General features: G+C 65.8%; 22 protein-coding genes. 10 read left to right on the plus strand and 12 right to left on the minus strand.

Translation table 11 applies throughout. The annotated features are described in order from the left end of the window. Positions 1-232 precede the first annotated feature (232 nt). The 8 genes from rplS to ffh form a co-directional block, all read right to left on the minus strand. Positions 233-640 (minus strand): 50S ribosomal protein L19, encoded by a 408-nt coding sequence (gene rplS / locus FHY19_RS10785; protein WP_005989873.1) that lies wholly within the window; start codon positions 638-640, stop codon positions 233-235. Between the two features lie 144 nt (positions 641-784). Beyond that, positions 785-1,558, minus strand: coding sequence for a tRNA (guanosine(37)-N1)-methyltransferase TrmD (trmD, locus tag FHY19_RS10790; RefSeq protein ID WP_259166049.1), 774 nt, complete (start codon positions 1,556-1,558; stop codon positions 785-787). A gap of 65 nt (positions 1,559-1,623) precedes the next feature. Beyond that, a complete protein-coding gene (rimM, locus tag FHY19_RS10795) occupies positions 1,624-2,136 on the minus strand; it encodes a ribosome maturation factor RimM (RefSeq protein ID WP_259166050.1) in 513 nt (170 codons plus the stop codon). A 43-nt stretch (positions 2,137-2,179) separates the two neighbouring features. Then, a complete protein-coding gene (gene rpsP / locus FHY19_RS10800) occupies positions 2,180-2,440 on the minus strand; it encodes a 30S ribosomal protein S16 (RefSeq protein WP_011036396.1) in 261 nt (86 codons plus the stop codon). Between the two features lie 110 nt (positions 2,441-2,550). Then, positions 2,551-3,348, minus strand: coding sequence for an aminotransferase class IV family protein (locus FHY19_RS10805; RefSeq protein ID WP_259166051.1), 798 nt, complete (start codon positions 3,346-3,348; stop codon positions 2,551-2,553). Then, the gene (locus FHY19_RS10810; protein ID WP_259166053.1) at positions 3,339-4,430 is read right to left on the minus strand and encodes a nitronate monooxygenase; all 1,092 of its coding nucleotides are present in this window, start codon (positions 4,428-4,430) and stop codon (positions 3,339-3,341) included. The genes FHY19_RS10805 and FHY19_RS10810 overlap by 10 nt, the downstream gene beginning before the upstream one ends. A gap of 8 nt (positions 4,431-4,438) precedes the next feature. Beyond that, a complete protein-coding gene (locus tag FHY19_RS10815; RefSeq protein WP_259166369.1) occupies positions 4,439-5,215 on the minus strand; it encodes a DUF2314 domain-containing protein in 777 nt (258 codons plus the stop codon). Between the two features lie 343 nt (positions 5,216-5,558). Then, positions 5,559-6,935, minus strand: a complete 1,377-nt coding sequence (gene ffh, locus FHY19_RS10820; RefSeq protein ID WP_259153280.1) for a signal recognition particle protein — start codon at positions 6,933-6,935, stop codon at positions 5,559-5,561. Positions 6,936-7,372: 437 nt separating this feature from the next. On the opposite strand from ffh, the gene ccsA reads away from it, so the two are divergent. Beyond that, positions 7,373-8,164, plus strand: coding sequence for a cytochrome c biogenesis protein CcsA (ccsA, locus tag FHY19_RS10825; protein WP_259153279.1), 792 nt, complete (start codon positions 7,373-7,375; stop codon positions 8,162-8,164). Between the two features lie 369 nt (positions 8,165-8,533). Here the strand turns inward: ccsA and FHY19_RS10830 are convergent, their stop codons facing one another. Then, entirely contained in the window at positions 8,534-9,583 is a 1,050-nt protein-coding gene (locus tag FHY19_RS10830; RefSeq protein WP_259166054.1) for an aldose epimerase family protein, read from the minus strand. Between the two features lie 241 nt (positions 9,584-9,824). On the opposite strand from FHY19_RS10830, the gene FHY19_RS10835 reads away from it, so the two are divergent. After that, the gene (locus FHY19_RS10835; RefSeq protein WP_259166055.1) at positions 9,825-11,408 is read left to right on the plus strand and encodes an alpha-L-arabinofuranosidase C-terminal domain-containing protein; all 1,584 of its coding nucleotides are present in this window, start codon (positions 9,825-9,827) and stop codon (positions 11,406-11,408) included. 165 nt (positions 11,409-11,573) lie between these two features. Here FHY19_RS10835 and FHY19_RS10840 read toward each other — a convergent pair whose 3' ends face one another. Then, a complete protein-coding gene (locus FHY19_RS10840) occupies positions 11,574-12,539 on the minus strand; it encodes a LysR family transcriptional regulator (RefSeq protein WP_259166056.1) in 966 nt (321 codons plus the stop codon). A 134-nt stretch (positions 12,540-12,673) separates the two neighbouring features. On the opposite strand from FHY19_RS10840, the gene FHY19_RS10845 reads away from it, so the two are divergent. Together FHY19_RS10845 and FHY19_RS10850 are read left to right on the plus strand one after the other, a co-directional pair. Further along, a complete protein-coding gene (locus tag FHY19_RS10845) occupies positions 12,674-12,949 on the plus strand; it encodes a DUF2798 domain-containing protein (RefSeq protein ID WP_259166057.1) in 276 nt (91 codons plus the stop codon). A gap of 344 nt (positions 12,950-13,293) precedes the next feature. Then, positions 13,294-14,643 (plus strand): glycoside hydrolase family 16 protein, encoded by a 1,350-nt coding sequence (locus FHY19_RS10850; protein WP_259166058.1) that lies wholly within the window; start codon positions 13,294-13,296, stop codon positions 14,641-14,643. Positions 14,644-14,675: 32 nt separating this feature from the next. Here FHY19_RS10850 and FHY19_RS10855 read toward each other — a convergent pair whose 3' ends face one another. Together FHY19_RS10855 and FHY19_RS10860 are read right to left on the minus strand one after the other, a co-directional pair. Beyond that, the gene (locus tag FHY19_RS10855) at positions 14,676-15,044 is read right to left on the minus strand and encodes a response regulator (RefSeq protein WP_259153273.1); all 369 of its coding nucleotides are present in this window, start codon (positions 15,042-15,044) and stop codon (positions 14,676-14,678) included. After that, positions 15,037-16,200 (minus strand): PAS domain-containing sensor histidine kinase, encoded by a 1,164-nt coding sequence (locus FHY19_RS10860; RefSeq protein WP_259166059.1) that lies wholly within the window; start codon positions 16,198-16,200, stop codon positions 15,037-15,039. The genes FHY19_RS10855 and FHY19_RS10860 overlap by 8 nt, the downstream gene beginning before the upstream one ends. A 158-nt stretch (positions 16,201-16,358) precedes the next feature. Between FHY19_RS10860 and FHY19_RS10865 the strand changes: the two genes are divergently transcribed. The 6 genes from FHY19_RS10865 to trxC all read left to right on the plus strand — a co-directional run bounded on the left by FHY19_RS10865 (position 16,359) and on the right by trxC (position 23,437). Then, positions 16,359-19,529, plus strand: a complete 3,171-nt coding sequence (locus FHY19_RS10865; RefSeq protein ID WP_259166061.1) for a response regulator — start codon at positions 16,359-16,361, stop codon at positions 19,527-19,529. Then, a complete protein-coding gene (locus FHY19_RS10870; protein ID WP_259153270.1) occupies positions 19,502-20,350 on the plus strand; it encodes a CheR family methyltransferase in 849 nt (282 codons plus the stop codon). Before FHY19_RS10865 ends, FHY19_RS10870 begins: the two co-directional genes overlap by 28 nt. Continuing rightward, a complete protein-coding gene (locus tag FHY19_RS10875; RefSeq protein WP_259153269.1) occupies positions 20,347-20,931 on the plus strand; it encodes a chemotaxis protein CheB in 585 nt (194 codons plus the stop codon). Before FHY19_RS10870 ends, FHY19_RS10875 begins: the two co-directional genes overlap by 4 nt. Next, positions 20,928-22,052, plus strand: coding sequence for a hybrid sensor histidine kinase/response regulator (locus tag FHY19_RS10880; protein ID WP_259166063.1), 1,125 nt, complete (start codon positions 20,928-20,930; stop codon positions 22,050-22,052). The genes FHY19_RS10875 and FHY19_RS10880 overlap by 4 nt, the downstream gene beginning before the upstream one ends. A 393-nt stretch (positions 22,053-22,445) precedes the next feature. Continuing rightward, on the plus strand, positions 22,446-22,811 hold the full coding sequence (locus tag FHY19_RS10885; protein ID WP_259153267.1) for a DUF1428 domain-containing protein: 366 nt from the start codon (positions 22,446-22,448) through the stop codon (positions 22,809-22,811). A 179-nt stretch (positions 22,812-22,990) separates the two neighbouring features. Further along, entirely contained in the window at positions 22,991-23,437 is a 447-nt protein-coding gene (trxC, locus tag FHY19_RS10890; protein ID WP_259166065.1) for a thioredoxin TrxC, read from the plus strand. The last annotated feature ends 4 nt before the right edge of the window (positions 23,438-23,441 follow it).

Below are 23,441 nucleotides of genomic sequence, written 5' to 3' on the forward strand. Positions count from 1 at the left end.
CGGTCTCCAGGCCGTCCATGTGCCGATGGCTAGCCCATTGCCGTGCAACGGCCAGTCCTAGCGAAAGAAGTGCGTCGCCCTGAGATGGCGATCGACGAAAGGGCCTGCGACGAAACCGCTCCCACGGCCCGCGCAACCTCCCCAACGCACCCGCCACTGCGTTCCCAAACGCAGACGGCCGCCCGAAGGCGGCCGTCTGGCAGTGGCAGATCGACGATCTGCCAGTGTTGGCTTACTCGGCCTTGGCAGCAGCCTGGCGAGCGGCCTTGGCCTGTGCAGCAGCGGCCAGATCTTCCTTGATGCGGGCAGCCTTGCCTTCCAGACCACGCAGGTAGTACAGCTTGCCGGCGCGCACCTTACCGCGGCGCTTCACTTCGACCGAGTCGATGATGGCGCTGTGGGTCTGGAACACGCGCTCGACGCCGAAGCCGTGCGAGATCTTGCGCACGGTGAAAGCGGAGTTCAGGCCGGCATTCTTGGTCCCGATCACGACGCCCTCATAGGCCTGCACGCGCTCGCGGTTGCCTTCCTTCACCTTGACGTTCACCACAACGGTGTCGCCCTGGTTGAATTCCGGCAGCTTGCGCTGAATCTGGGCGGCTTCGAAGTCAGCCAGGATGGTCTTGTTGAGTTTGCTCATGATGGGCACCGCGTGTCTGGTGATATTGGACCGGCAGTCGCCGCACGGCGATTGCTCGAGGTTCGTAAGAGGGCCAGACGCAAGGCTGGCCAGCAAGCCGCATATTGTACCCCAATCAATCTTGCAAGAGCTAGGGGTGAGCTCTTATTTCTCGTCACCGGGTTGATCGTCGCTTGGAGCGAGTTCGCGGCGAAACTCGTCCAGCAGACGACGATCGTTCTTGTCCAACCCGGCCTCGTCCAGCAGATCGGGGCGACGCAACCAGGTCCGGCCCAGCGACTGCTGCCGCCGCCAGCGCGCGATGGCAGCATGATTGCCCGACCGCAGCACGTCCGGCACATCGCCCCAGGCATGGGTCGACGGATGGCTGTAGTGCGGGCAGTCCAGCAAGCCTTGCGGGCCTTCGAAACTGTCCTGGGCGGCAGATTCGGCGTCGTTCAACACCCCTTCCTGCAACCGCGTCACCACATCTACCAGCACCGCTGCGCCCAGCTCGCCACCGGACAACACGTAGTCGCCGATGGAGATTTCCATATCCACTGACTGGATCAGAAAGCGCTCGTCCACCCCCTCGTAGCGCCCGCACAGCAGCACCATGCGCGGCAACTGCGCCAGCTCGCGCGCGAGCGGCTGGGTCAGCGGACGCCCCTGCGGGCTGAGATAGATCACCGGTGCCGGCCGCGGATCGGCGGCGTGCACAGCGTCCAGGCAGGCCCGCAACGGCTCGATCAACATCACCATGCCGGGCCCGCCACCGAACGGACGGTCGTCCACCCGGCGATAATTGCCCTGCGCATGCTCGCGCGGATTCCAGCCCTGCAATTCCAGCAAGCCGCGCTCCTGCGCCCGCCCGACCACGCCGAACGCCGCGCATTGCGCGATGAACTCGGGGAACAGGCTGATGACGTCGATGCGCACTGGGGAATCGGGAATCGGGAGTGGGGAATGGGTAGAGCGAAAGCGAAGCCGGGGCAGCGCTTCGATCAGAAATCCGGATCCCAGTCGACCACGATCAGATTGGCCTCGAAGTCCACCGACTTGACGAACTCCGGAAACACAAACGGGATCATCCGCTCACGATCGCCGCGCACCACCACCACGTCGTTGGAACCGGTGGAAAACAGATGCGACACCGTGCCGAGCTTGACGCCCTCGACGGTTTCCACCTGCAACTCTTCCAGATCCACCCAGTAGTATTCGTCGGGCTTGGGCGGCGGCAATGCGCTACGGGCGACGTAGATCTCGGTCCCGTGCATGGCCTCGACGGTATCGCGGTCGGTCACGTCCGGGAACACCGCAATCAGGTTCTTGCCCTGGTCGCGCCCACGCACGCCGCTCACAACCGTTTCCTGCCCCGATGGCGAACGCACGATCCACGGTTGATACCGGAAGATCGCATTGCGCGGCTCGGTCCAGGATTCGAGCTTGAGCTCGCCCTTGACACCAAAAGCGCCGACAATCCTGCCTAACAGGATGCGGCGCTCGGTCGGCTTCATCTGTGTCGACTCTGGGCCAGGCGGCGATGCCCGGCCCTCAAGATCAGGCCGCAGCGGCCTGGGACTTGGATGCTTCGCGATACAGGTTGCGCACCTTGTCGGTCAGCTGTGCACCCTGGCCGACCCAATGGTCGACGCGTGCAACGTCCAGCACGACGCGCGGTTCTGCGCCCTGTGCAACCGGGTTGTAGTAACCCAGACGCTCGATGTTGCGGCCGTCGCGCGCGCTGCGCACGTCGGTCACGATGATGTGGTAGAACGGACGCTTCTTGGCGCCGCCGCGGGTCAGTCGAATCTTGACCATGGTGTCGTTTTCCTAAGTTGCCCAGTCGCCTGAAGTGGCGCGGTAAGCCGGCGATTATAGCGGGCTCCGGCGGCGAAGCCAAGCCACCCGGCGCCGGCACAGCAGATCGCTCAGATCGCCTGCCAGGCATGGGTCTGCAGGGCCCGCTCCAGCAGCGGCAACTGCGCGGCATGCGGCCCCCAGCGCGCCGGCCCCAGCGCCACGATGGCCTGCTGCCCACGCGCATTGCAGGCGAATGCGCCATCGAAACGGTCCAGCTCGCCCAGCTCCACCGGGCGGCTGATCTGGGCGATACCCAGCGTCTTCAGGCCGGACTGCAGCAACCGCTGCCGGGTCCCCAGTAGTGCCGGCCCCTGCGGCCAGACCAGCCCGCCGCGTTCCCACAGACCCAGATTCCAGAAGGCGCCCTCCAGTACCCTGCCCTGCCGGTCCTGCAGCACCACATCGTCGTGGTCTGCCTGCATCGCCAGCCGACGCAGATGCAGGAGCCCAAACGTGCCGACATGCTTGAGCTCCGGCCGCTCGCGCACGTAATCGGTCACCTGCACGCGCAGCCCGGTCTCGGGCATGTCGGCCGGCGGCGAAATGGCGACCAGCACATCCAGTGAGACTTCGCGCAACGGGTTGCGGAAATCGTAGTCGGGCGCGAACACGGTGACGCGCAGGCTGGCATCGGCCATGGCCGATGCCAGCAACGCAGCGCGCATCTGCGCCCGCAGCTGGTCTGCTTCCAGCTCCTGGCCGAACAGCGCGCGACTGCCTTCCTGCAGCCGCTGCAGATGCAGCTCCAGTCCCAGCGTAGCGCCGCCGCGCACCTGCAGCGTGGTGAAGTGGCCGTAGTTGATCAGCGCAGCAGCGCCGAGCTGTTGCGCGCTGGCCGGAGCGCCATTGCAGAAAATCAGCGCCATAGCAGTGCCTGCGCCTGCCTCCACCACTGCGCGACCAGTTCGCCGGCCGGCCGGGCTGGTGCCATCCATGCGGATTGACCCGCCCAGGCCTGCATCGATGCCAGACGGTTGTCGCGCGCCGCTGCCTGGCGCATCGCTGCAGTCAGCCCGCGCTGCACCGGATAGGGCGCAGGCGGCGGTGCATCCGCAGCGATGGCGGCCCGCACGTAAGGCGTGAGCAATGCCCGCCCCAGGCGCCCGGAAAATGCGCGGGTTGGCTGGGTATGTTCCGGCTCGGCGGCCGCCAGCGCATCCGCCCAGGCGTCGGGCAGTGCCGCTTCGGGCGTGCGCAGCAGGCCGGTGCCGATCTGCACTGCGCTCGCGCCCAGCATCAGCGCCGCCGCGATTCCGCGCGCGTCGGCGATGCCACCGGCGGCGACGATCGGAATCTCCAGATGATCGACAAGCCGCGGCAACAAGGCGAACAACCCGGTCATCTGCTGCGCGGCCTGGCCCGCAGCGAACGCGCCGCGATGGCCACCGGCTTCGGCACCTTGCGCAACCACTGCGTCGGCACCGGCAGCCTGCGCCGCACGCGCTTCCTCCAGGGTGGTGGCGCAGGCGAACCACGCGATGCCGGCCGCTTTCAGGCGCACAACCTGGTCGGGCCGGAACAGGCCCATGATCGAGGACGCCACCGCCGGGCGGGCGTCGAGCAAGGCCTCGAACTGCGCATCGAAGTCGGCTGGCGTGGCATCGCCTGCGGCTTCGGCCACCGGCGGCCCCCAGTGCGCAAGAAACCCGCGCAGACGCGCCTCTGCCCCTGCATCGCGGACCGGGGCCGGATCGGGAATCCACAGATTGACCTGCGCAGGCCCGGCGCTCGCTTCAGCGAAGGCGGCCATCCACGCCACGATGTCCTGCGGCTGCGACAACACCGCACCCATCGCACCCATGCCGCCGGCGTTGGCGACAGCGACCGACAGCGGCACCGGGCAGGCGCCGGCCATGGGGCTGAGCAGGATCGGGACACGCACGCCAAAGCGCTCGCAGAAATGGGCGACGTTTGAGTACGGGCCATCCGATGCGAGCGACTGTGTCATGACTACCTTTAGCGATGGCCTTCAAGAAGTTGCACGATCCTGGACCACTGCATCTGACGTGCCAGGTCCAGCGCACTCTTTCCCGCGGGCGTGCGTAGCGACGCATCCGCGCCGTGCTTGAGCAGCAGCGAAACCGGCTGGTAATTGCCAGCCAAGGCCTCGCGGTGCAATAACGTCCAACCAGCATCGTCACGAAAATGCACCATGTCGGGCTGATCGCGCAGGCCCTGATCGAACTGGGGCCCCATGTTTTCACTCATCGGATGCTCGCGATCGGACGGATCCTGCTCCGCTGCGGCAGGCTTGCGACCGAATAGCTTGTCGAGCAGGCCAGCTTTATGCTCCTGCACAGGCTTAGGCACCAGGCGCACTTCGCCCAGCTCAGCGAAGTCCAGGCCCCACGCGACATCGTGCTCGATCTGTTCGGCCGGCGACATCGCGCGGCGCATCGCGTCGATGGTATGACCACCGTAAGCCAGCCCATCGATGACGTACATCCAGTCTTCCAGTTCGCCGATCGGCGCAGAGACGGCGTCGCCGGCGGCCAGCCCCGAGATCCAAGCCGGGTTGTTGACCAGCTTGCCAGACAGCTGGTCGCCGTCGAACTGCACGTCCGATACCCACATGTGCTCATGCGAGGGCGCACCAACCGCGAATGCATCGGTGGCAAACGGTAACTTGATCGCCGCCAGGGACAACGCCGGCACGATCCGACGATATTCCCACGATAGCTCACGCCAGAAAAACTTGAACGTCCCGCGCGCAGCGGCATACGCCGCCAACATCGCGGCGTCGTCCTGGGCGGGGTACATACGGCTTTCGGTCATCTATCCATCTCGAAGTAGGCGCCGCTGGCCACGTCAGGCAAGCCTTGGTCAGAAGCCGGCAAGAGGCAGGCAATAGCGCGGCATGGCGGCGACTCTCAACAGAACTAGGCTTCGACAACCAGTTCCAACGCGCGCATGGGCGCCTTTCATTCGCCTGCGCGCGCGTTGGTGCCATGCAGTCTGAACGCTGCGACGCAACGCTCAGCCAATCGCGCCAAGCCCATCCTCGCGCTGCCCCGTGTGACTTTACGACCGCACCTACCGCATGCACTTATCGCGTCGCGTGAGCGAACGAGCAGACTCAGCGGAACGGCATACCGCCGCGGCCGCCCATGGCGCCCATCATGCCCTTCATGTTGCGCATCAGGCCCTTCATGCCGCCGCCGGCCAGCTTGCCCATCATCTTTTCCATCTGCTGGTACTGCTTCATCAGCTTGTTGACGTCGGCCGGCAACATGCCCGAACCACGGGCGATGCGGGCGCGGCGCGAGCCGTTGAGCAGGGCCGGGTTGCGGCGCTCCTTCTTGGTCATCGAGTTGATGATCGCGATCATGCGCGGCACTTCTTTGCCGGTGACCTGCTGCTTGACGTTGTCCGGGATCTGGCCCATGCCCGGCAGCTTGTCCATCAGCCCATGGATGCCGCCCATGTTCTGCATCTGCTCGAGTTGTTCCTTCATGTCGTTGAGGTCGAACTTCTTGCCCTTGGCGACCTTGGCGGCGAGCTTGGCGGCCTTTTCCTGGTCGACGCTGTGCTCGACCTGTTCCACCAGCGACAGCACGTCGCCCATGTCCAGGATGCGGCTGGCGACGCGGTCGGGGTGGAACACGTCCAGGCCGTCGGTCTTTTCGCCAGTACCGACGAACTTGATCGGCTTGCCGGTGATGTAGCGCACGCTCAGTGCGGCACCGCCACGGGCGTCGCCGTCGGTCTTGGTCAGCACCACGCCGGTCAGCGGCAGCGCCTCGCCGAAGGCCTTGGCGGTGTTGGCCGCGTCCTGGCCGGTCATCGCGTCGACCACGAACAGGGTTTCGGTGGGGTTGACCGCGGCGTGCAGCGCCTTGATCTCCTCCATCATCGCCGCATCGATCGCCAGGCGGCCGGCGGTATCGACCAGCAGCACGTCGGCGAACGACTTGCGCGCATCGCTGATCGCGGCGCGCACGATGTCGACCGGCTTCTGCGAGGCGTCGGAGGCGAAGAACAGCACGCCGACCTGTTCGGCCAGGGTCTTGAGCTGCTCGATCGCAGCCGGGCGATAGACGTCGGCCGAGACCACCATGACCTTCTTCTTGCGCTTTTCCTTCAGGTGCTTGGCGAGCTTGCCGACCGTGGTGGTCTTGCCCGCACCCTGCAGGCCGGCCATCAGGATGATCGCCGGCGCCGGCACATTGAGGTTGAGGTCGGTGGCGGCCGCGCCCATCACCGCGGTCAGCTCGTCGCGGACGATCTTGATCAGCGCCTGGCCCGGGGTCAGCGACTTGAGCACTTCCTGGCCGACCGCACGCACCTTGATGCGCTCGATCAGCGCCTGCACCACCGGCAGCGCCACGTCGGCTTCGAGCAAGGCGATGCGCACTTCACGGGTGGCTTCGCGGATGTTCTCCTCGGTCAGGCGGCCGCGGCCGCGCAGGCGCTCCATGGTGCCGGAGAGACGTTGGGTAAGGGACTCGAACATGCGCAAGGGACCGCGTAAGGGGAAACGGGCACCGATTATAGCGGCACCGGCCAATGCGCCGCCCCGGCCAGCCCGCCGTCCAGCGGCGGAGCCAGCTCGGGCAGCCGCCGCGCCCAAGCGCGGCAATACGCACAGCCAACCAGCGACAGCGCCGCGATGCACGGGAACGGCAGCCGCAGGAAAGCAGCCCCCCCCCCCCGCATCCCAAGCCCCCTTACCCACTCGCGCCCTGCCACGCCTGCCAGCCCAGCTCAAGCCCCGCAGCTCGCAACCTGCTTTTCCCGACTCCCGACTCCCGACTCCCGACTCCCGACTCCCGACTCCCGACTCCCGACTCCCGATTCCCGACTCCCGATTCCCGATTCCCGATTCCCGATTCCCGATTCCCGAATCCCGAATCCCGAATCCCAGCCCCACCAATATGCGAAACTTCCACGATGACAATCGTTCTCATCGCGTTCGCCCTGTATCTGCTGGCCACGGCGCTGCTCACCCAGGCGGTGCTGCGCGATGGCAACCAGGCCCCTGCGCGCTGGCTGGCCCCTGCGCTGGCGGCGGTGGCATTGCACGCCGGATATCACGTCCTGGTGGCGTTCCGCACTGCGGGCGGGCCGGACATGCATTTCTTTGCGGCCCTGTCGCTGTGCGGCCTGGGCATGGCCGCGCTGACGGCGGTGTTCGGCGGCCGCGGGCGCATGGCGGCGGTGGGCGTGGTGGTGTTTCCGCTGTCGGCGATTCTGCTGGCCTGCTATCACGCCTATGGCCACGAACCGAGTGCGGACCTGGGCTGGCGGCTGGAGCTGCACGCCTGGATGGCACTGCTGGCCTACGCCACCCTGGGCATCGCCGCGCTGCTGGCGATCATGCTGTGGCTGCAGGAGCGTGCGCTGCGGCGGCGCGACTTCCATACCTGGTTGCGTGCGCTGCCGCCGTTGACCGAGCTGGAAACCTTGCTGTTCCGCACGATCACGGTGGGCTTCGTGCTGCTGAGCCTGACCCTGCTGACCGGGCTGCTGTTCGTGCAGGACTTTCTGGCGCAACGGCTGCTGCACAAGACCGTGCTCAGCATCCTGTCGTGGATCGTGTTCGGCGCGCTGCTGGTCGGCCGCTGGCGCAACGGCTGGCGCGGCAGCAAGGCGGTGCACTGGACGCTGACCGCGATGGCATTGCTGGTGCTGTCATTCTTCGGCAGCAAGTTCGTGATCGAGCTGGTGCTGGGACCGCGTTGATGGCGGTGGACGTGGAGCTGTTCCGGGCGTCATCGCCGCGGGACGGCATGCCGGAGTGTGTCCGACCCTGGGTCACTGCACGTCGATGTCACTGACGCAACCACCGGGCGTCCTTGCGAATCCGCGGGCGATGCGCTTCAGAGCGCAGGCCCGGAACTGCCCAGCTGCGGCGCGCATGCAATAGCAAGCCAGCCAGACTGATCCGACCGATGCGCAGGCTTTCGTGCAATGCGCGTATGCCGCTTTCGCCGCGTCGCTGGCGCCCGGCTGACGTGCGCGCTCCATATGTGCGCATTACCAAACGCAGCAACGCCTGTTTCAGACACGAGCCGCGCAGCGCAGTGGCATCCTATTGCCCGACGCCAAGCCTCAAGCATCCAGCGCCGCACTGACCACATCCCACGGCTGGTCCGGTCCGGGGACGGCGAAGCGATAGACGATACGGCGGCGGTAGGTCTCGCCCGGGCGCAGGATCGTGGACGGGAAGTTGGGGTGATTGGGGGCGTCCGGGTAGTCCTGCGGCTCCAGGCAGACACCGCGCCCCAGTCCGGGGTGATGGGCATCCAGATGCTGCCCCTCGTAGAGCTGCACTGCCGGGGCATCGCTGGTCATGCGCAGCGCTACGCCACTGTGCGGCGAGTACAGCTCAGCCGCGCGGTCCGCGCCGTCCGCCAGCACCAGGCACTGGTCATACCCCTTGCCGAGCACCACTTGCGGATGCGCGGGGTCGATCCGGTCGGCCAGCGCGGCAGGCGTGCGGAAGTCGAAGGGCGTGCCGGTCACCGGGGCGATCTCGCCGGTCGGTATCGACTCGACATCCACCGGCAGATAGCGGTCGGCCGGCACGCGCAACACCTGCGATGCCGCCCGCGTCTGCGGGTTGCCCGACAGGTTGAAGTACGGGTGGTGGGTCAGGTTCAACGGCGTGGCGGCATCGCAATGCGCCTGGAAGTCCAGTTGCAGGCTGCGCTCGTGCAGCGCCAGACGCGCACGCACCTGCAGATTGCCGGGGTAGCCTTCTTCGCCATCGGGCGAGTGGTAACCCAGCAGTACCTGATCGGCGCTCTGCTCCAGCACGCTCCACACGCGTCGGCCGAACCCACGCAGGCCGCCGTGCAGCTGGTTGCGCCCCTCGTTGGCTGCGAGCACGTGCGTCACCCCATCCAGGGTGTAGCGCGCACCGGCGATGCGATTGCCGAAGCGGCCCACCAGGATATTGAGGCTGTCGCCATCGGCCGCGTAGGAAGACAGGTCCGGCAAGGCCAGCAGCAACGGCACCACGCCCTGTGCGGTGGTCAGCCTCAGCGCGTGCAGGATGCCGCCATAGGTCAGCACTTCGGCCTCCAGCCCGGCAGCGCTGCGCAGGGTAAGCGCGTGGACCTCGACACCGTCTGGCAACTGCCCGAATACTCGCTGCATGAATCGCCCCGCCACTGATGGAAGCTGGCGAGCATAGCGGTGTCGCGCATCTGCCGACCATGCCCTTGCGCACATCTCGGCGGCACACTCCACAACCACGTATCGGTGCGCGCGGCCGTGCCCGCCTGCATCGCTCGCGCTGCAACACGACAAACGGCGGCAGCACGCACTACGCTACCGCCGCACTGCTGCAGCAGCGGCGCGTGACCACCCCGACGACCAACACAGGAGCGCCAAGCCGATGCAGTGGAATTCCCTCACGTTGCGGACAGCCTGCAGGCGGCTGACGCATACCGTCGTTGCGGCCGCCCTGGCGACCGGCGCATGTAGCGCTTCTGCCGCCGAGGTCAAGGTGACCGGGACGCTGCGTGCGGACCAACCGGGCGCGCAGGTCTCGCGGCAGCTGTTTGGCCAGTTTGCCGAGCATCTGGGCACCGGCATCTACGGCGGCGTGTGGGTGGGCGAAGACTCCCCGATTGCCAATACGCGCGGATACCGCAACGACGTGCTCGCCGCGCTGAAAGCCATCGCAGTGCCGAACATCCGCTGGCCGGGCGGTTGCTTTGCCGATGAATACCACTGGCGCGATGGCGTGGGTAACCCGGCCAAGCGCCCGATCCGGGTCAACACGCATTGGGGTGGCGTGGAAGAATCGAACCGGTTCGGCACCCACGAGTTCATGGACTTCACCGAGTTGCTCGGCACCCAGGCCTACATCGCCGGCAACGTGGGCAATGCGGCGCCGGACGAGATTGCGCAGTGGACCGAATACATGACCGCGCCCACTCGCTCCAGCCTGGCCAGCGAGCGCCGCGCCAACGGCCGCAATACGCCCTGGCAGGTGCCCTACTTCGGCGTGGGCAACGAGCTGTGGGGCTGCGGCGGCAACATGCGGGTGGAATACGCGGCCGACGTGTATCGGCGCTACCAGACCTTCGTCAAGGCGCCGGCCAACCAGAAGATCCTCAAGATCGCGCCCGGCCCCAACAACGACGACTACCACTGGACCGAGGTGATGATGCGCGAGGCCGGCACGCTGATGGACGGCCTGAGCCTGCATTACTACACCGTGCCCGGCGGCTGGCCGCCGCGCGCCTCGTCGACCGACTTCGACCAGCGCGCCTGGATCGACACGCTGTCGCGCACGCTGGTCATGGACGAGCTGATCACCAAGCACGGCGCGATCATGGACAAATACGACCCGGGCAAGAAAGTCGCACTGGTGGTCGACGAATGGGGCACCTGGTATGCAGGCCTGCCCGATGCGAACCCGGGCTTTTTGCACCAGCAAAACAGCCTGCGCGATGCGCTGGTGGCCGCACTGAACATCGATATCTTCAGCACGCATGCCGAGCGCGTGCGCATGGCCAACATCGCGCAGATGGTCAATGTGTTGCAGGCAATGATCCTCACCGACGGCGACAGGATGGTGCTGACGCCGACCTACCACGTGTTTGCGCTGTACAAGCCCTACCAGGACGCCACACACCTGCCACTGCAGTTGCAGACACCGGAGTACCGCCACGGCAACACGCATGTGCCGGCGGTACATGGATCGGCGGTCAAGGCAAAGGATGGGCATGTGTATGTCGCGCTGACCAACCTGGATGCAAGCGTGCCCGCCTCCGTCCGCGTCGACGTGCAAGGGCTGTCTGCACGCCGTGTCGATGGGCAGATCTTGACCGCGCCGGCGATCACCGCGCACAACACCTTTGCGCAACCACGCGTCGTCGAGCCGAAGGCGTTCAACGGCGCCCGTCTGCAAGCGAAGGTGTTGACGGTGGCGCTGCCTGCGCACTCGGTGGTGATGCTCAAGCTGCAATGAGCGCGCCATCGCAGGCTTGTTGCCCCGGGAGCAGGTAACAAACCAACTGCGCGAACACCACGCAGGCCAGGCCGGTGCTCGACATCATCATGTAACGCGCGCCCCTGGAGTGAGCGCGCCACCCATGCCCGCCTGGCCGTCGCCGGCCCTGTTTGGTTGGCAGACCTAGACGGATGTGGGTGCCGATGTCGGCAGCGCGTCCGGCTCTGCGAGGCGCCACTCCTGCGGCAGGCGTTCGAGTAGATGCGCCATGAAGGCCCGCACCTTCGGGGTGAAGTCGCGGCGGTCAGCCACGCAGAGGTAGATCCGCAGCGGCTCCGGCAAGGCCTGCGTGGTGCTGCCGAGATCGGAGCCAAACAGCGGCTGCAGCTCGCCGCGCTGCAGGTAAGGCTGCACGACATAGGCTGCCAGGCGCGCGATGCCGCCGCCGGCAGCGGCCATGGTGGCCAGCGCGTCGATATCGTCGCTCACCATCGCCTTGCCCGGCTCCGGCTGGAAACGCACGCCATTGCGCACGAAATTCCATGGCAGGCAGCGTCCATCGACCGGGTAACGCAGCAACAGGCAATCGTGATACTTCAAGTCGTCCGCGCCCTGCGGCGTCCCGCAGCGGGCCAGATAATCGGGCGCTGCGCAGATCACCATCGGCACCTGGGCGATGCAACGTGCCACCAGGCCATCTTCGAGTTGCGCCTCGATACGCAGACTGACATCCACGCTTTCCTGCGCATGCTGCACGGCACGGTCGGTGCATAGCAGCTCGATCTCCAGCTGCGGGTAACGCTGCCGCAGCGCAGGCAGCATCGGTGCGAGCACGTGACGCGCGAATGCAGCGGTGCTGGCCACGCGCAATCGCCCTGCCGGCGCATGCTGCGGGCCGGCCACCAGCTGCCGTGCACGCTCCAGGTCGCGCTCCAGCTGCCTGACCTGTTCGAAGTACAGCGCGCCGCGCTCGGTCAGCGCCAGGCTGCGGGTGGTCCGATGCAGCAGGCGCACGCCCAGGTGGTGCTCCAGCCGCGCAATGTTCTGGCTGACCGCAGCGGCACTGACGCCCAGCAACTTGGCCCCACCGGCAATGCTTCCGGCATCGACCGTACTGACAAAACTGCGAATCGACTGAAGAATATTCATTTATCGAGCAAGTATTCCCTGGCGATTCGTAAGATCTGCTTACGTAAGCCGCAAGGTTACGCCATCTACCCGCCCGGCGACCCGCATCCTAGAGTTGCACCACGCCGCTGGTTCGCGGCAAGTGAGGTCACCGCATGTCGTCATCCCTACCCCCATCCGCACTGGCGCGCCCACGCTGGAAACTCGGCGTACGCGCCACGCCGTTCGTGTTTGCGTTTTACATGGCCGCGATCATGGCGCTGCTGATGTGCATCGTGATTACCGGCGCCAACACAGGCCTGGCGCCAGGGTTCGGGTGGCGCGTACTGGACGCCTACCGCATCGCAATGCCCACTGCGTTCTGCTGCGTGCTGGTGGTACGGCCGCTGGTGGTCCGCCTGGTCGCGTGGACGGTGCATGCGGGGCATTGAGCAGCGCTGGCAATGCTGCTGGTGCCAGATGCGGATTGTCTGCGAGCGCGGCGCCCGGATGTGCTGAGCAGGCTCCATGCGTCCTCGACAAGTCCCAGGCTTTGCTGGGTGTACGCAAGCGTACCGATGGAAGGGAGTACCAGCCCCGGGTAGTGCCGATCGCACCAGGCTGCTGCCGCGCAACATGCAGCAGCCGACGTTTGCGACCGGCGTCATACCATTGATTGATTATTCCGGAATGAACACCACGAAACGGAATCAGATCGAACAATTGCTTTGACTCTGAACCAAGCGCTGCGCAGCGTCGCTACTCCACGGACACCGGTCCATCGTTGGAGATACGCATGAGCGTCGTACGCAGCGTCACCGTGCAGTTCGCTATTGTGCTGGGCCTCGCACTGACACCTTGCGTGCACGCGCAGACCCTGGTGTGGGAAGACAACTTCAACGGGCCATCCATCGACGGCACCAAGTGGACCTACGACGTCGGCAACGGGTGTCAGATCGGCTTGTGCGGCTGGGGCAATGGCGAAATGCAGTACTACACCAGTCGCCCAGACAACGCGCGCGTCGAGAACGGCAGGCTGGTCATCCAAGCGCGCCGCGAAGCGTTCGGCGGCATGCCCTTCACCTCTGCGCGGCTCAAGACCGAAGGCCGCATGCACTTCAGATACGGCACGCTCGAAGCGCGCATCAAGACGCCGATCGTCGGCAACGGGCTATGGCCGGCCTACTGGATGCTGGGCACCATCGGCGTGTGGCCTGGGCGTGGCGAAATCGATCTGATGGAAGCCGGCATGGCTGCGGCGATCGCCAACGGCACCGCCAATCGCCGGATCGGTGCGGCCGTGCATTGGGACTACAACGGCTCGCAAGCCGACTACGACACCAGCTACACCAGCCCGGTGAATCTGCATGACGATTTCCATGTGTATCGCATGACCTGGGACCCGCAGTTCATCCGTGTCTCGATCGACGGGCAGCAGTATTTCGAATTTGCGATTTCCAATATCGAAGGCGCCTCGTTGCATGAGTTCCATCAGCAGCAGTATCTGCTGCTCAATCTGGCAGTGGGTGGCACCTACACCGGGGTGACCTCACCGGCCGCAGTCACCGCGCCGCTACCGGGCAAGATGGAGGTCGACTACATCCGCCTGTACCAAAACCCCGGTTCGCAGCTGTATGTGGGCTCCCAACACGCCACACCGGCCGGACGCTTTGGCGTGTTCACCGATCAGACCGATACCAGCGCGCGGCTGACCTTCGGCCAGGACGCCGAACTGTATCTCTGGAACAACCTCACCCCGATCGCGCAGGCGCCGTTCGAAGGATCCAATGTCATGGCGTATCGCGCCAATGCGGGGGCATGGTATGGGCTGGGAATCCAGAGCGATTACCGCAATCTGGCCGCCTACGCCGGTGGTGCGCTCAAGCTGCAGCTAAAGACCACCACGGCATCGACATTCAAGATCGGCATCAACACCAGCTTCGGCGATAGCTGGGTGGATTTTGCGGCCGGCGGCAACCAGTACGGCCTGGTGCGCGATGGCGCCTGGCACGAAGTGAGCATTCCACTCAGTGCGTTCTACGACCTGGACCTGCAGGCGGTCAAACAGCCTTTCATGCTGGTGGCCGATCCGCCGGCAGCACCGGTGGAGATCGCCATCGACAAGGTCTATTACCAGAGCCGTTGAGCCGGCAGCGGACGCGCGCCCGCAGCCGGTGCTCAGGCGTTGGCCGGGATGCCCTTCAGCATGTCGATGAGCTGACGCAGGCGATAGGGCTTGGGCAGAAAATCCACCCCTGCCGGCAGCGGCGGCAACTGCGCCTTTGCAAAGCCCGATGCCAGGATGACGCGCGCCTGCGGCAACAATTGCGCCACCTGCTCGCTCAATTCGATTCCCGACATGCCGTTGGGCATGCGGATATCGCTGAACACCACATCGTAGGGGCCGCTGTTGCGCACCATGTGCAAGGCGCCTTGCGCATCGTCGGCGGTGTCGACGGTGATGCCGGCATCGCGCAGCGCCTCGCCGATCAACTCGCGCAGTTCTTCTTGATCTTCCACCATCAACAGGCGCAGGGATTCAGTCATGCTCGGCCTCCTCGATGGCCGGGAGAAACAGGGTGACGGTGGTGCCGCACCCAGGTGCGGTTTCCAGATCGACGAAGCCACCGGATTGGGACGCAAAGCCATACACCTGGCTCAATCCCAGGCCGGAACCCTTGCCGACATCCTTGGTGGTGAAAAACGGCTCGCTGGCGCGCTGCGCCACCTGTACCGACATGCCGGGGCCATTGTCGCGCACGGCGATGCTGACATAAGTGCGCTGCGTCCCTTGCGGCGCTGACGGTGCAATACGCTGCTGCGCGGCGGTGATCACGGTGATGGCGCCACCGGCCGGCATCGCGTCGCAGCTATTGAACACCAGATTGAGCAGCGCCGATTCCAGTTGGCTGGAGTCCACGCGCACATCCGGCAGCGCCTCGGCAAAGTCCAGCGACAGCGCGACTCCGGCCGGGCAGGCGCGGCGCAACAGCTCGAGCGTGCGCGTCACCACCGCGTTGGCGGCATGCCGCTCCGGCACCAGGCGCTGCCCACGCGCGAAGGCCAGCAGCTGGCGGGTCAGCAAGGTGCCGCGATCCACCGCGGTCTGCGCCGCTTCCACCAGCATGCGCGTGCGCGCATCGTCGCCGGCGCGCAGCGCGATCAGATCCAGGCTGGTCACCATTACCGTCAGCAGGTTGTTGAAGTCGTGCGCCATGCCCAGCGTCAACCGGCCCAGCGCCTCGACTTTCTGCGAATGCAACAGCGCGTGCTGCGCCTGCTGCAACAGGCGTTGCGCCTCATGACGGTCGGTGACATCGCGGGTGATCTTGGCAAACCCGACCAGCACGCCAAATTCAAGCACCGGCTCGATCACCACGCTGGCCCAGAAGCGGCTGCCGTCCTTGCGTACGCGCCAGCCTTCGGCAGCAAGCCGCCCCTGGCGTTTGGCGATGTCCAGGTTCTGCATCGGCTCGTCGCGCTGCGCATCCTCGGGCAGGTAGAAGCGCGAAAAATGCGAACCAAGCACTTCGGCAGCGGAATAGCCCTTGATACGCTCACCGCCGGGATTCCAGCTACGCACGTAGCCGCCGGTGTCGAGCATATAGATCGCGTAGTCGGAGACGCTTTGCACCAACAGCTGGCACTGCCGGCTGTCGTGCGACAGCGGCCCGATGCTGCCGATGGCCGTTTCCGTCTCCATCGCGCGATGTTCCCCTGCAAAAGCGCGCGACCTTAGTGACGTTGCCGTGAAGGTTGCGTGCAAGCCAACCCGGCCGGAAAAGCGTCAAAAACCCGGCGATTGGCCCGTGAAACTTATCGGCTACCATGACCGCCCTCTCAAGTCGGTACGCGTGCCCCATGCAGAACATCTCGACCACACGCGACCGCTGGATCTGGGTCATCGCGGGGGCCTTGATGGCTGGCACGCTGGGCGTGGAGCTGGTCACGCCGCTGGGGTATGCGGTATGGCTGACCTACTTCGTGGCAGTGGGCGTGACGGTGTTCCAGAACCGCCCGCAGGCGCCACTGGTGGTGGGTGTGCTGTCGTGCGTGCTGCTGGCAATTGGTTTCCATCTGGCGCCGCCCAGCAGCAATTCGAGCTTCTCGTCGATCAACCGCAGCATCGGCGGCGTCTCGTTTGTGGCGATGGCGCTGGTGGTGACGCAGGCGATCCGCGCGCGACGTCAGGCCGAGCTGGCGTTGTGGCTGCAGCAGGCAGAGAACACCGTCGAAGCGAGCCTGCGTGGCGATCAAAGCCCTGAGGATCTGGCCAATGCGGCGCTACGCGCCCTGTGCGACACCCTGGACGCGCAGGTCGGCGCACTGTACCGCGTGGAAGGCGAGCGGCTGCGGCTCACCGGCGGTGCGGCGCTGCCGGTCGACATGCCCAGAACGCTGCCCAGCAACGCCGGCCAATGGGGCGAGGTGTTGCAGCGTGGCACGGTGCGTCGCGTGCATGGCGTGGATGCGGGGCATCTGCAGATTGCCTCCGGCCTGGGCCAGAGCGCGTGCCAGGAGTTGCTGCTGGCCCCGGTGACCGCCGATGGCCGCGTGATCGGTCTGCTGGAGCTGGGCCGGGTCACCAGCGCGCAGACATCGGGCACGCGCGAGGAAGAAGTGCTGGCGCGTTGCGGCGAGAACATCGGCCTGGCGCTGCGCACCGCGCTGCTGCGCGCGCAGCTGGTGTCCCTGCTGGAAGAAACCCAGCGACAGAGCGAGGAACTGCAGACGCAGCAGGAAGAGCTGCGCGTGGCCAACGAAGAACTGGAAGAACAAAGCCGCAGCCTGCAGCAGTCGCAAAGCGATCTGGAGCAGCAGCAGGCCGAGCTGGAACAGACCAATGTGCAGCTCGAGGAGCGCACCCAGGCACTGGAAGCCCAGAAGCAGGCACTGCTGATCGCGCAAGGCCAGCTGGTGCGCAATGGCAACGAACTGGCCACCGCCTCGCGCTACAAGTCGGAGTTCCTGGCCAACATGTCGCACGAGCTGCGTACCCCGCTCAACAGCGCGTTGATCCTGGCCAAGCTGCTCGCCGACAACAAGGACGGCACGCTCAGCGCAGATCAGGTGAAGTACGCGCAGGCGATCCTGTCGTCCAACAACGATCTGCTGGCGCTGATCAACGACATCCTGGACCTGTCCAAGATCGAAGCCGGGCATGTGGAACTGGCCGACGAAACCGTCGCTACCGACGCGGTGCTGCAACGCCTGCGCGACACCTTTGAACCGATGGCGCGGCAGAAGGGCTTGACCCTGGAGATCGGCGTTCAAGCCGCCGCACCGACGCAATTGGTGGTCGACAACCAGCGGCTGCAACAAATCCTCAAGAACCTGCTGGCCAACGCGATCAAGTTCACCGAGCGCGGCACGGTGAGCCTTTCGATCCAGGCGGGTGCACCGGGACGGGTGCTGTTCAAGGTCAACGACACCGGCATCGGCATTGCGCGTGAGCAGACCGATGTGATCTTCGAAGCGTTCCGTCAGGCCGACGGCAGCACACGACGTCGCTATGGCGGCACCGGCCTGGGCCTGTCGATCTCGCGCGATCTGGCACAGCGCATGGGCGGCAGCATCAGCGTGGACAGCGAACCCGGTCGCGGCAGTTGCTTCACCCTGGAATTGCCGACCGACGGCGCGCCGGCAGAAGGGATGAGCGCCACCGAGGCGAACGCGACGTCGCCATCGAGCGCGATCAACGCTACCGCGCCCCTGCATCAGCCCACCGGCACCGCAATGGCTGCGCGGCTTGGCGCACCCGGCAGCGCTGCACCCACGGCAGTGCCGCTGCCGATTCCTGCGCCCAGCGCTGCGCAACAGCAACGTGCGCAGGACGACCGCGATCAACGCACCCGCAGCGGTCGGCTGATCCTGGCGGTGGAAGACGACACCCGCTTTGCGCAGGCACTGGTGGACCTGGCGCATGAGATGGACTTCGATTGCGTGGTTGCCCCCAGCGCCGAAGAAGCGCTGCAGCTGGCCGCCGAGTTGCGCCCCAGCGGCATCCTGCTCGACATCGGCTTGCCGGATGCCTCCGGCCTGAGCGTGCTCGAACGCCTCAAGCGCGACCCCGCGACCCGCCACATTCCGGTGCACGTGGTGTCGGCGCTGGAACGCAGCCAGATCGCATTGGAACTGGGCGCGGTGGGCTATCTGATCAAGCCGGCAACGCGCGAGTTGCTGGCCGGTGCGATCCGTCAACTGGAAGATACCAACGCGCGTGCGGTGCGCCGCCTGCTCATCGTCGAAGACGACAGCGCCCTGCGCGAAAACCTGCAGCTGCTGCTGGCGCGCGACCAATTGGAGATCGTTGCGGTGGGCAGCATTGCCGAGGCGATGGCGCAGCTGGCGGGCTCCACCTTCGACTGCATGGTCACCGACCTGGCATTGCCCGATGGAAGTGGCTACGACCTGCTCGAACGCATGGCCGGTAACGATGCGGTCGCGTTCCCGCCGGTGATCGTCTACACCGGGCGCGCACTGACGCGCGACGAAGAACAGCGCCTGCGCCGTTATTCCAAGAGCATCATCATCAAGGGCGTGCGCTCACCCGAACGCCTGCTGGACGAAGTGACGCTGTTTCTGCACAGCGTGGAAGCCTCGCTTCCCAGCGACCAGCAACGCCTGCTGCGCGAAGCGCGTCGCCGCGATGCGGTGCTCGACGGCGCCACCGTACTCCTGGCCGAAGACGATGTGCGCAACATCTTTGCGCTGTCCAGCGTGCTCGAACCGCTGGGTGTGACCCTGCAGATCGCACGCAATGGCCGCGAGGCGCTGGAGCGCCTGGCCGAGCGCGAGGTGGACCTGGTGTTGATGGACATCATGATGCCGGAGATGGATGGCATCACCGCGATGCGTCAGATCCGCGCCAATCGTCAGTGGCAGGATCTGCCCATCATCGCGCTGACCGCCAAGGCGATGGCCGACGACCGCGAGCGTTGCCTGGAGGCCGGTGCCAACGACTACATCGCCAAGCCCATCGACGTGGACAAGCTGGTGTCGCTGTGCCGGGTGTGGTGCTCGCGGCAATGAATCCAGTGGAACTGTTCGACCTGGAACTGCGTGTGCTGCTGGAAGCGGTGTACCAGCGCTACCACTACGATTTCCGTGACTACGCGGTGTCGTCGTTGCGGCGGCGCATGCGCCATGCCATGGCGCGCTTCGAGTGCGCACGCGTGGCCGATCTGCAGCACCGGCTGCTGCACGAACCCGACGCGTTTGCGCAGGCGATGCAGTTCTTCACCGTGCAGGTGTCGGAGATGTTTCGCGACCCGGCGTACTTCCGCGTGCTGCGCGAACATGCGGTACCGGTCCTGCGTACCTACCCGTCGATCAAACTGTGGGTGGCCGGCTGCAGCACCGGTGAAGAGGTCTGGTCGCTGGCAATCCTGCTGCACGAAGAAGGCCTGCTGGAAAAAGCCGTCATCTACGCCACCGACATCAATCCCGAAGCGTTGAACATGGCCGAAGCCGGTGCCTACGGCATCGATCGCATTGCCCAGTTCAGCCGCAACTATCTGGAGGCCGGCGGCCGCGGGTCGTTGTCGGACTACTACACCAGCGCCTACGACGGCGCGGTGTTCGATCGCCGCCTCAAGCGCAATATCGTCTTCGCCGATCACAGCCTGGCCACCGATACGGTGTTTTCCGAAGTGCATCTGGTGTCGTGCCGCAACGTGCTGATCTATTTCAACCGCACCCTGCAGGACCGTGCCGTGGGCCTGTTCTTCGATGCGCTGGTGCACCGCGGATTTCTTGGCCTGGGCAGCAAGGAATCGCTGCAATTCGGCGCGCATGCGCAGGCCTTTGAGACCTGCGCACGCGAACAACGGCTGTACCGGAAGGCCGCATGAGCAGCATGCCCGCGCCCCGGCGGTTCGATGCCATCGTGATCGGCGCATCCGCCGGTGGCGTGATGGCGCTGCAGGCGCTGCTGTCCCACCTGCCGGCAGATCTGCCGATGCCGGTACTGGTGGTGCTGCACATGCCGCGCGACCGCACCAGCCATCTGGCCGAGCTGATGGATGCGCGTTGCGCGCTGCCGGTGCGCGAGGCGGACGACAAGCAGCCATTGCGCACCGGCACCGTGACCATTGCCCCGCCCGATTATCACCTGCTGGTGGAAACCCGCGACAGCCTGGCGTTGTCGATGGATGCGCCGGTGCTGTTTTCGCGCCCGGCAATCGACCCCCTGTTCGAATCGGCCGCGGACGTGTTTGCCGAACGCCTGCTGGCGATCCTGCTCACCGGCGCCAGCAGCGATGGCAGTGCCGGCGTGGCCGCGGTGCGTGCAGCCGGCGGCACCGCCTGGATCCAGCGACCCGATGATGCCGCGTCTCCGCTGATGCCTGCCTCCGCCCTTGCCCACGCCGGTGCCGATGCGGTGCTGACCCTGCAGGCGATCTGCAGCCGACTGGAAGCCTTTCACCCATGAACCTCACCGCGACCGGTCTTGCCACACACCGCGACGAACCCGCCAAGCTCCTGATCGTGGACGATGTCCCGCAGAATCTGGTGGCGATGGAAGCGTTGCTGCAACGCGACGGCATCCAGGTGCTGTGCGCATCCTCCGGTGCGCACGCGCTGGAATTGCTGCTCGAGCACGATGTGGCGCTGGCCCTGCTCGATGTGCACATGCCGGAAATGGACGGTTTTTCGCTGGCGGAATTGATGCGCGGCTCGCAGCGCACCCGACATGTGCCGATCATTTTCCTGACCGCCTCGCCGAACGATCCGATGCGCGCATTCCAGGGCTACGAAACCGGTGCAGTGGACTTTTTGCACAAGCCGATCGAGCCGCACGTGATCCTGAGCAAGGTCAACGTATTCATCGAGTTGTATCAGCAGCGCCGGCTGCTCAAGGCACGCAATGCCTCGTTGGAGCGCGCGCTCGCGCTCAACGAAACCATGATGGCAGTGCTCACCCACGACCTGCGCACGCCGCTGTCGGTGATCCTGCTGTGCGCAGACAAATTGAGCCTGGACGTCGACGGCGAAGGCTCGTCGGCACGCACACTCGAACACCTGGAAAACAGCGCCCGGCGCATGGCGCGCATGGTCGAGCAGTTGCTGGATTTCTCGCGCCTGCGCACTGACGGGCTGTCGATGCAGTTCGGCCCCTGCAATCTGGGCGAGGTGGCGCACAGCGTGGTCGGCGAGGTGGCGCAGGCCAACCCGCACACCGCCATCGACCTGCGCACCGAAGGCGATCTGGACGGCGACGGCGACGGCGACCGACTGGCGCAGGTGGTGTCCAACCTGGTCGGCAACGCCGTGCTGCATGGCGGCAGCCATCCGGTGCAGGTGCATCTGGATGGCCGCGAGCGCGACGTGCTGCGCCTGTCGGTCCGCAATGCCGGGCATATTCCCGACAGCCTGATGCCGCGCCTGTTCGAGCCGTTCAAGGCCAGCTTCCACGCCAGCCAGGGACTGGGGCTGGGGCTGTTCATTGCCGACCAGTTCGTCAGGGCGCACGGCGGGACGCTGCAGGCCCGCAACGAGGGCGGCAATGTGGTGTTCGAAGCAAGACTGCGGCGGCACAACCTGGCTGCATGACCCGGCACGCGCCGGCCGCCAGGTAACGCACTGGCGCGCCACGCCACGCTTGCAGCAGCGTTGCGCAGTGCGCCTTGCATCTCACGCAATGCACGACACAGGCGTGTTGCGATAACCGCCCGTCAGGTAGTCCAGCCTCGCAACCGCGACGGGCGAGCTCATCGATTGTGGGTGGCCATCACCGCTAGGCCTTGAAGCACACAACCGGGCTCAACGCCTGCATCCTGGCGTCATGCGAGCACGAGCAGTGCCAGTTGCGGCAATGCACCGTATGCTCGCAGCCGATGCCCTGGCGCCGTTGGCCCGAGCGCTGCGTTGCTGGTTCTTCGATCGCACCTAGATCTGTTCGTCATCATCAGGCGCACGCCGTGCGCCATGTCAGCGGAGGCGGTTATGTCGTATATCGATGGCTTTGTGCTTGCAGTGCCTGCAGCCAACAAGGATGCGTTTATCGAGCACGCCCGCATGGGCGACGCCGTGATCCTGGAATATGGCGCATTGCGTGTGGTGGAGTGCTGGGGCGACGATGTCCAGCGCGGCCAGTGGACTGACTTCCAGCGCGCGGTCGATGCCAGCGACGACGAGATCGTGGTGTTTTCTTGGATCGAATGGCCGGACAAGGCCACCCGCGATGCCGGCATGCGCAAGATGATGGAGGACCCGCGCATGGACCCGTCGGTCAACCCGATGCCCTTCGACGGCAAACGCATGATCTACGGCGGCTTTGTCCCGATCGTGACCCTTGGGCAATCGGCCTGAGCGAGGCAGCGCGCGTCTGCACGCGCGATCGCATGGCGGCCGCACGCAGTTGGTGCGGCCACCGGTCTGCGGGCCCAGCAGCGTCGGCCGCGGCCGCTACACTGGTGGCATGCAGCCGCAATCGCCGCCGGCGATGTCTGGCGTAGCGACGCGCTGCCTGCCCATCGGAGACCATACACATGACCGACGCACCGCTTCTGATCGCCTGCCCGAACTGCGCTGCCATGAACCGCGTGGCGCGCGCACGCCTGCACGATGCGCCCAACTGTGGCAGTTGCCATCGGCCGTTGTTTCTGGGGTCACCGGTGGCGTTGTCGGCGGCAGATTTCGACAAGCACGCCGTGCGCAGCGCGCTCCCGCTGGTGGTGGATTTCTGGGCACCGTGGTGCGCGCCGTGCCTGAGCATGGCACCGCAGTTTGCGGCCGCTGCCGCGACGCTGGAGCCGCAGGTGCGGCTGGCCAAGGTGGATACCGATCTGCATCCGGCGCTGGGCACGCGCTTTGGCATCCGCAGCATCCCGACCCTGCTGGTCATCCGCGGTGGACATGAGATCGGCCGTCATTCCGGCGCGGTGAGCAGCGCGCAGATCGTCAGCTGGGTGCGCTCGGTCCTGAGCCAAGGCTGAGATG

This window comes from Xanthomonas sp. 4461, from assembly GCF_024806475.1.
GTDB classification, from domain to species: domain Bacteria; phylum Pseudomonadota; class Gammaproteobacteria; order Xanthomonadales; family Xanthomonadaceae; genus Xanthomonas; species Xanthomonas arboricola_F.